This window comes from Streptomyces prasinopilosus (assembly GCF_001419695.1).
GTDB lineage: Bacteria > Actinomycetota > Actinomycetes > Streptomycetales > Streptomycetaceae > Streptomyces > Streptomyces prasinopilosus.
Genome location: NZ_LIRG01000293.1, coordinates 1 through 7,930, shown reverse-complemented (window position 1 = coordinate 7,930; position 7,930 = coordinate 1). Strand labels below are relative to the sequence as shown.

Genomic DNA, 7,930 nt, shown 5'->3' with positions numbered 1-7,930 from the left:
CGCAGTGGACCCGCACCGGTTCCCCCGAGGGGGCACCGGTGCGGGTCCACTGCGCGAGGTCCTGGCCGCTGCCGGGGTCCGTGAGGTTGCGTGCCTCGGCCTCCTCCAGCAGTTCCAGCACCTGCTGCAGGTGCCAGGAGGACGGGAAGGCCAGCGTCGCCCCCTCCTCGCGGGCCGCGTCGGCCAGGGCCGTGCGCAGCTCCGGGGGGATCTCCGTCTCCTCGAAGGGGAAGCGGCTGCTGTGCCGCCGGTGGATCGCCGGGTACAGCCCGGGCAGAGGGCTCCCGCCGCTTTCGGGACCGGTCGGGTGGACGGTGGCCAGCAGCGCCGGGTCGGCCGGGTCGGGCAGCAGCCGGACCGCCGGGTGCCATCCCTCGTGGGCGAGCGCGACCCGCAGGTTCAGCAGGGCGGCTCCGCCGCCGAGGTGCAGGGCGCGCAGGTCCGGGTCGGCGTGCGGCAGGACGCGGTCGGGATCCGCGCGCACGTGGAAGGTGCGGCTGCCGCGGAAGTAGCCGAAGCGCCACGGCTGTGCGTTGTGCATGGACGGGGCGGCGACGGCGTCCTGGACGAGGGCCGTCACGCGCTCGTCCGGCAGTGCTTGTCGGTTCACAGGAGAGCCTCCCGCTCACTGGTCGGCCGGAGTGACGCGGCGCCCTGCGCGGTTGTACGGGACGGGTCGCCGCCCACCGGTGGCGCTCACCCCGACCCACGACGCGGTGCGGGCGTGTGCCGTACCCCGTCGGGTCCGGTGACGGCCTGTGCGGGACCGACGGCGCGTACGCCCCGGGCCCGTGGCCTCGTCCGGGTGGACGGAGACCGCCGGGGAACGCGGGGGACGGGCGCCGGTCCGCTCCGGGTCCGCGTACACCGCGGAGGGGGTGCGGTGCCCCCGGACGGGAGCGGCGGGCACCGCGGGGCGCGCCGGGTCCTCGGAGAGGCGGACCCGGTACACCCTCCAGTGTCGTACGGGACGGCGGCGGACGCCATGGAGCCGGTGACCGCCGCCCGGGTGGTCCCGCCCGCGCCGGAACCCCCGGTGACGGACGAATCCGCCCCCCGGTCCCGCTGATCGCCGAGGGGGGATTCGTTAAGGTCGGGACGGAGCGGCGGGGGCACGCCCGCGCCGCGACGGGTCCGGACGTCCGGAGCACCTCCTTCGCCGGGCCGGAGCGCCGGCCCGGGGCGGGGCGGGGCGCACCTTTCGTCCGGCGGCCCGGCGGGAGGGCGCCCCGGACGCGCCCCCGCGGCCGGAGGGCGGCGAGAACGAGCGGGCCGGAACCGACGCCATGGGGGCGCAGTGCGACTGAGAGTGGAGTTCACGACCGAGCCCTTCGACCTGGACGAGACGCCCGCGCACGCGGTGGCGGCCCGCGAGGCCGTGGAGGGGGCGGCACTGGACTCGGTGGACGTCGGGCCGTTCGGGAACACCGCCGAGGGCGGTGCCGACGCGGTCCTCGCCGCCGTGGACGCCCTGCTGCGCCGCGGCCTGGAGGCCGGCGCGACCCGGATCTCGCTCCAGGTCAACGTGATCGCGGAGGCCGGGGGATGAGCGCCGGGGCGGACGAGCCGTTCGTCGCCGCCGTCAGGCCGCTCGTCGACGCCATGGGCGGGCGGCTGCTCCCGCCCGGCGAGGCGGGACCCGACGACGTCGTCCTCGCCTGGGAGGGCGTCGACGCCGTCGCCGTGCGCCTGCCCCGGCTCGCCGAATCCCTCGACCACCTCCTCGCCGCGCTGGAGCGCCGGCACGGCGGGCCCCTCGCCGGCCTGGACCGCAGGACCAAGCAGGAGATCGTGCGGAGCCTGGAGGCGCGCGGCGCGTTCGAGGTCCGGCACGGTGTCGAGACGGTGGCGGGCGCGCTCGGCGTCAGCCGCTTCACCGTCTACAACTACCTCAACCGGGAGAAAGGCTCCTGAGGGGCATCCGAACGGTGTCCGAGGGGCACCCGAGGGACTCGGGCCGGTGCGCGGAGGCGGTCGGGCCACCGCGCCTTCAACAAACTGTTGACGCGGCGGTCCGGGCGGCGTTAGCTGACCGCACGCCCGTTGCACAGGAAGGCCGTTCCCGGCCGGGGGAGGGTTTTGTGACGTCCGCTTCCACGCCGCGGGGCCTGGCCCGCTTCAACGCCCTGGAGGAGAGCGCGGCCCTCGCCGCCCTCCACGAGGTGTGCGCCTCCACGGCGTGGGCCCGGCGGCTGCTCGCCGGCCGCCCGTACCCGACCGTCGACGCCCTGTACGCAGCCGCCGACGCGGCCACCGGCGGGCTGACCGCGGCGGACCTCGACGAGGCGCTGGCCGGGCACCCGCCGATCGGCGGGCCCCGGCCCGGCGACCCCGCCTCGGCGCGGGAACAGAGCGGCATGGCCGCCGCGCCGGACCGCCTCAAGGCGGAGATGCGCGACCTGAACCTCGCCTACCGGGAGAAGTTCGGCCACGTGTTCCTCATCTGCGCCACCGGCCGGACCGGCGAGCAGATGCGCGACGCGGCCAGGCGGCGCCTGGGCAACACGCCGGAGCGGGAGCGCGAGACGGTCCGCACCGAGCTGGGGAGGATCAACCGCGTACGCCTGGCCCGGCTGGCCGGAGCGGACCGGCGGCCCCGACACCCCTAGGAGCAGTGTCCGCATGAGCACCGAGCACCCCGCTTCCGTGTCCACGCACGTCCTGGACACCAGCGTCGGCCGCCCCGCCCGGGGCGTCGGCGTCCGGCTCTCCGCCCGCTCGGGCCGGGAGGGGCACTGGCGGGCCCTCGGCGGCTCCGCGACCGACACGGACGGGCGGTGCGCGGACCTCCCGGCGCTGCCGGAGGGCACCACCCACGTACGGCTCGACTTCGCCGTGGAGCCGTACTTCGAGCCACCCCCCGCCGACGGGCCGCCCGGTGCGCGGCGGGAGGCCCCCGCGCACCGGGGCGGCGGCACCGGAGCGTTCTTCCCGGAGGTGGCGGTCACGTTCGCCGTCGTACCGGGCGAGCACCACCACGTACCGCTGCTGCTCAGCCCGTTCGGCTACTCCGTATACCGAGGGAGCTAGCGGATGCCCACGATGCTCGGCCAGAACCAGTACGGCAAGGCGGAGGTCCGCGTCGTCAGGATCACGCGCGACGGCGCCACCCACCACATCAAGGACCTGAACGTCTCCGTCGCCCTGTCCGGCGACATGGAGGACGTCCACCGCTCCGGCTCCAACGCCAACGTCCTGCCGACCGACACCACCAAGAACACCGTGTTCGCCTTCGCCAGGGAGCACGGCATCGAGTCCGCCGAGCAGTTCGGCATCCACCTCGCCCGGCACTTCGTCACCTCCCAGGAGCCCCTCCACCGGGCCCGCGTCCGCATCGAGGAGTACGCCTGGGACAGGATCGCGACCTCCGGCGCCCACCGGCGGGAGCGCGGCGAGCACTCCTTCGTCCGCAGGGGCCAGGAGACCCGGCTCGCGCAGGTCACCTACGACGGCGAGCGGTGGGAGGTCGTCTCGGGCCTGAGGGACCTGGCGGTGCTGAACTCCACCGACTCCGAGTTCCACGGCTTCGCCAGGGACCGGTACACGACCCTGGAGGAGACCCGGGACCGCGTCCTCGCCACCTCGGTCACCGCCCGCTGGCGGTTCAACTGGACCGAGGACGGGCAGGCGATGCCCGACTGGGAGACGTCCTACGAGCACACGAAGCGGCACCTCCTCCGGGCCTTCGCCGAAACGTACTCCCTGTCCCTCCAGCAGACGGTGTACCGGATGGGCGCGCGGATCATCGAGCACCGCGACGAGGTGGACGAGGTCCGCTTCTCCCTCCCCAACCGCCACCACTTCCAGGTGGACCCGGAACCCTCCGGGCCCGACGGCGACGGCGCGGACGGCGCCGTGTACTTCGCCGCCGACCGCCCCTACGGCCTGATCGAGGCCACGGTCCTGCGCGAGGGCTGCGAGGCGCTCATCCCGGCGGACCTCACCAACCTCTGAGAACGCGGGGAACCGGAGGAACGCGAGAAACGCGGAGAACCGGAGAACCGGAGAACCGGAGAACCGGAGAACCGGGGAAACGGGGAGAACCGGGGGAACGCGAGAGCGGAGAGAACCGCGGAGCGAGTGGGGAGACGAACCATGGAAGCAGTCCGGCGCACCGTCATCGAGAACTGCGCGATCGCGACCGTCGACGCGGAGGACACCGAGCACGCCTCCGGGTACCTCGTCCTCGCCGGCCGCCGCATCGAGTCGCTCGGCGGGGGCAGGGCCCCCGAGGGCCTGGAGAACGTCGTCCACCGCATCGACGCCACCGGACACCTGGCCACGCCCGGCCTGGTCAACACCCACCACCACTTCTACCAGTGGCTCACCCGGGGCCTGGCCACCGACCGGAACCTGTTCGACTGGCTCGTCGCGCTGTACCCGGCGTGGGCGCGCCTCGACGAGCCGATGGTGCACGCCGCCGCCCGGGGCTCCCTCGCGATGATGGCCCGCGGCGGCGTCACCACCGCCGCCGACCACCACTACGTGTTCCCGCGCGGCTCCGGCGACCTGTCCGGCGCCCTCGTCCACGCCGCCCGCGACCTGGGCGTCCGGTTCACCCTGGCCCGCGGCTCGATGGACCGCGGCGAGAAGGACGGCGGCCTGCCCCCGGACTTCGCCGTGGAGACGATCGAGGACGCCCTCGCCGCGACCGAGGAGACCGTCCGGCAGCACCACGACACCTCCTTCGACGCCATGACCCGGGTCGCCGTGGCCCCCTGCTCCCCGTTCTCCGTGTCCACCGAACTGATGCGGCGGTCGGCCGAGCTGGCCCGCGGTCTCGGCGTGCGCCTGCACACGCACGGGTCGGAGACGGTGGAGGAGGAGAAGTTCTGCCACGAACGGTTCGGGATGGGGCCGACCGACTACTTCGAGTCCACCGGCTGGCTCGGCGAGGACGTGTGGATGGCGCACTGCGTCCACCTGGACGACTCCGACATCGCCGCCCTCGCCCGCACCGGGACGGGCGTCGCCCACTGCCCCTCCTCCAACGCCCGCCTCGCCGCCGGGATCGCCCGCGTACCCGACCTGCTGGCCGCCGGGGTCCCGGTCGGCCTCGGCGTGGACGGCACCGCGTCCAACGAGTCCGGCGAACTGCACACCGAACTGCGCAACGCCCTGCTCGTGGCCCGCCTCGGCCCGCACCGCGAGACGGCCCTGACGGTGCGTCGGGCACTGCGCCTGGGCACCCACGGAGGGGCCCGGGTCCTGGGCCGGGAGGCGGAGATCGGCTCACTGGAGCCGGGCAAGCTCGCCGACCTGGTGCTGTGGCGGATGGACACCCTCGCCCACGCCTCCATCGCCGACCCGGTGGCCGCACTGGTCCTCGGCGCGCCGGCGCCGGTCACGGCGTCGTTCGTCAACGGCCGCCGGATCGTGGAGGACGGCCGGCTGCGCACGGCCGACGAGGACGAGATCGCCCGCACCACCCGCGCGCAGGCCCGGCGGCTGGCCGAGATCACGGCGCGGGGCTGAACGCGGACGCGGCACGGGGCCCGGCCCCGGCTTCGGCCGCGAGGACGAGCAGCACCTCGACCACGGTTCGGGCGGCGGCGGAGCCAGGGCCGGGAACGATGACGGTCACGTGGTGCGACAGCGCCGACAGTGCCGGACGGCCCTGCGCGAGTGCTTCAGCGAGGCAGCGCGGCCAGCCAGTCGGTGAGGATCCGGTTCACCTCGGCGGGGCGTTCCTGCTGGATCCAGTGGCCGCAGCCGTCGAGGACGTGGGAGGAGACCAGGCCTGGAAGCGTGTCCGGGTAGGCGCGGATCGCGTCGGCCAGCCAGGTCGTGGAGGCGTCCAGAGCGCCGCCGACGAACAGCGAGGGCTGGGGGACGGGGGCGCCGTCGAAGGCGGCGAGGTCCTCCCAGTCGCGGTCCATGTTCCGGTAGCGGTTCAGCGCGCCGGTCAGACCGGTGCGTTCGAACTCGGCGGCATAGAAGTCGAGGTCCCGCTCGCTGAGCCAGCCGGGCAGCCGGCCGGCGGGAAACCGGTCGCGCAACGTCCCGCCCCTGCTGACGAAGTGCGGGTCCGGAGCGTCGGCCGCGGGCATGGTGTCGGCGGACAGCGCTGCGTAGAAGCCCGCGAGCCAGCCGCGTACATCGGGTTCGATCTCGGCTTCGGCGCGGCCGGGCTCCTGGAAGTACGAGACGTAGAACTCCTCGTCCCCGCCCATCCGGGCGAAGACGCTTGTCGGGCGGGGCCCGCCGCGCGGGGTGTAGGGAACGCTCAGCAATCCCACCGAGCGGAAGACCTCCGGCCTGAGCAGCGCCGAGTACGCGGCGACGGTGGCGCCCCAGTCGTGGCCGACGACCACCGCCGACTCCTCGCCCAGGGCGCGCACCACCGCGACGTTGTCCTCCACCAGATCGAGCATCCGGTACGCGTGCGCCGCAGCCGGCTTGGAGGAGCGGCCGTAGCCGCGCACGTCGATGGCGACCGCCCGGTATCCCGCCGCCGCCAGGACCGGCAACTGGTGGCGCCAGGAGTACCAGGACTCCGGGAAGCCGTGGACGAGCAGCACCAGCGGACCGGTTCCCCGCTCGACGAGGTGGATCCGGCCTCCCGGCGAGGGAACCGACCGGTGCGTGATCTCCGAGCTGTGCTGTGCCATGCGTCTCCTCCCGGACCGGCCGGCCTGCGCCAGGACCGGTTCCCGTCCGCCGTACCGCTGGTTCTGCGCCGATCATGCGCGAGGCACCGTCGGGGAGCCGAGTCCGTTTGCCGGTTCGGCAAGCCCGGCCCGCGGGGGTGGCGCCGACGCGGCCGGTTGTCCGCTCCTCGCGGCCGCGGCCGCGGGGAGCGCCTTCCGTTCTCGTGAACACCGGGTCCGCCCGCGACCGGCCGCCTCCCGGTGAGGCGGACGCCTGCCGCTCCTCGTGAACACAGCCCCGGCACGGATCCCGGCGGCTCGGTCGTTCCGCCCGAGGCGCGGGTGCCGGGGACGAGCCCGGCCCCGCCCGCCGGGGTCCGGAGACCGCCGTGCCGTCCACCGGTCCTACAGGCCCAGGAGCTCCGGTTTCCCGGCCAGCTCGCCGAAGACGTCCTGCGGACTCGGCAGCAGCTTGCGCCGTCCGAGGTCCAGCACGCCGGCGACGCCGGTGATCTCGGCCGAGACCGTGCCGTCCGCCTTGGTGATCACCTGCTCGACGCGGAACGTCTTGCCGGTGCCCCAGGAGAAGGCGCAGGTCACCTCCACCTCCTCACCGGCGAGCAGTTCGCGCGCGTAGCGGATGGTGGTCTCCAGGACGACCGGCCCCACGCCCCGTGCGGCGAGCACGGCCTGCGTGAGCCCCGCCCTGTGGAGCAGTTCCCAGCGCGCGTGCTCCGCGTAGTTGAGGTAGACGGCCTGGTTGAGGTGGCCCTGCACATCGGTCTCGTATCCGCGCACGGTCACCCGGACGGAAAACGGCTCGCTCACTGCTGCCCCTTCGTGCCTGTTCGGTTCGCTGTGCCGAGCACCGATCCTGGCATGCGCCCTCATGCGCGGCGCGGGGAGGCCAGCAGGTACCGGATCCGCGTCCGGGGTTCCGTGTACTCCCCGACCTGCCAGCCGGCCCCCTCCAGGGTGGCCGCGCAGGCCCGCAGTGCCTCGCCCTCGGCCTCGTACACGGCGACGGCCTCCGGCTGCGGCGTCTCCCGCACCCGGTAACCGCCGGCCCCGGCGTCCGCACCGGCCGGGCGGTGTCCGGCGGCCTCCAGGGCGAGCGCGGCGGCCTGCACGAGATGGCCGCGCTCCCAGCCACAGGGCCGGTCGGTGGCACCGTCCGGGTGCGACATGCGCCGCAACTCCAGCAGCCCCTGCCACGCGCTCCGCACCTCGCGCGCCCGGGCCGGCGGGGAGGAGGGGGCGGCGAACACTCCGCCGGAGCGGCCCGGCGCCGGAGGGCGGGACCTCCGGCGGCGGGGCCTCCGGCGGAGTGTTCGCCGCCC

9 protein-coding genes and 1 pseudogene are annotated in these 7,930 nt (G+C 74.8%); 6 read left to right on the top strand and 4 right to left on the bottom strand.

Going from position 1 to position 7,930, the window contains the following annotated elements; translation table 11 throughout:
• Positions 1-610: pseudogene (locus AOK18_RS13540) on the bottom strand (Acg family FMN-binding oxidoreductase); the annotation flags it as partial.
• 687 nt (positions 611-1,297) lie between these two features.
• Between AOK18_RS13540 and AOK18_RS13535 the strand changes: the two are divergent.
• From AOK18_RS13535 to AOK18_RS13510, 6 genes are all read left to right on the top strand, one after another.
• Positions 1,298-1,549: a hypothetical protein gene (locus AOK18_RS13535; protein WP_074993917.1), complete on the top strand. Its 252-nt coding sequence runs from the start codon at positions 1,298-1,300 to the stop codon at positions 1,547-1,549.
• Positions 1,546-1,914, top strand: coding sequence for a helix-turn-helix domain-containing protein (locus AOK18_RS13530; RefSeq protein WP_055694508.1), 369 nt, complete (start codon positions 1,546-1,548; stop codon positions 1,912-1,914). The genes AOK18_RS13535 and AOK18_RS13530 overlap by 4 nt, the downstream gene beginning before the upstream one ends.
• A 167-nt stretch (positions 1,915-2,081) precedes the next feature.
• Positions 2,082-2,609: a 2-oxo-4-hydroxy-4-carboxy-5-ureidoimidazoline decarboxylase gene (gene uraD, locus AOK18_RS13525; RefSeq protein WP_055694507.1), complete on the top strand. Its 528-nt coding sequence runs from the start codon at positions 2,082-2,084 to the stop codon at positions 2,607-2,609.
• A gap of 13 nt (positions 2,610-2,622) precedes the next feature.
• On the top strand, positions 2,623-3,030 hold the full coding sequence (gene uraH, locus AOK18_RS13520) for a hydroxyisourate hydrolase (RefSeq protein ID WP_055694506.1): 408 nt from the start codon (positions 2,623-2,625) through the stop codon (positions 3,028-3,030).
• Between the two features lie 3 nt (positions 3,031-3,033).
• On the top strand, positions 3,034-3,954 hold the full coding sequence (gene pucL, locus AOK18_RS13515; RefSeq protein WP_055694505.1) for a factor-independent urate hydroxylase: 921 nt from the start codon (positions 3,034-3,036) through the stop codon (positions 3,952-3,954).
• 141 nt (positions 3,955-4,095) lie between these two features.
• Entirely contained in the window at positions 4,096-5,475 is a 1,380-nt protein-coding gene (locus AOK18_RS13510) for an 8-oxoguanine deaminase (RefSeq protein WP_055694504.1), read from the top strand.
• A 155-nt stretch (positions 5,476-5,630) separates the two neighbouring features.
• On the opposite strand, the gene AOK18_RS13505 is transcribed toward AOK18_RS13510, so the two are convergent.
• The 3 genes from AOK18_RS13505 to AOK18_RS13495 all read right to left on the bottom strand — a co-directional run.
• Positions 5,631-6,611 carry an alpha/beta fold hydrolase gene (locus tag AOK18_RS13505; RefSeq protein ID WP_055694503.1) on the bottom strand — a complete coding sequence of 327 codons (981 nt, stop codon included), beginning with the start codon at positions 6,609-6,611 and terminating at the stop codon, positions 5,631-5,633.
• A 384-nt stretch (positions 6,612-6,995) separates the two neighbouring features.
• Positions 6,996-7,418, bottom strand: a complete 423-nt coding sequence (locus AOK18_RS13500) for an acyl-CoA thioesterase (RefSeq protein WP_055572944.1) — start codon at positions 7,416-7,418, stop codon at positions 6,996-6,998.
• A 59-nt stretch (positions 7,419-7,477) separates the two neighbouring features.
• Positions 7,478-7,930 (bottom strand): hypothetical protein (locus AOK18_RS13495; RefSeq protein ID WP_055694509.1); only part of this gene is annotated, 453 nt, incomplete at its 5' end.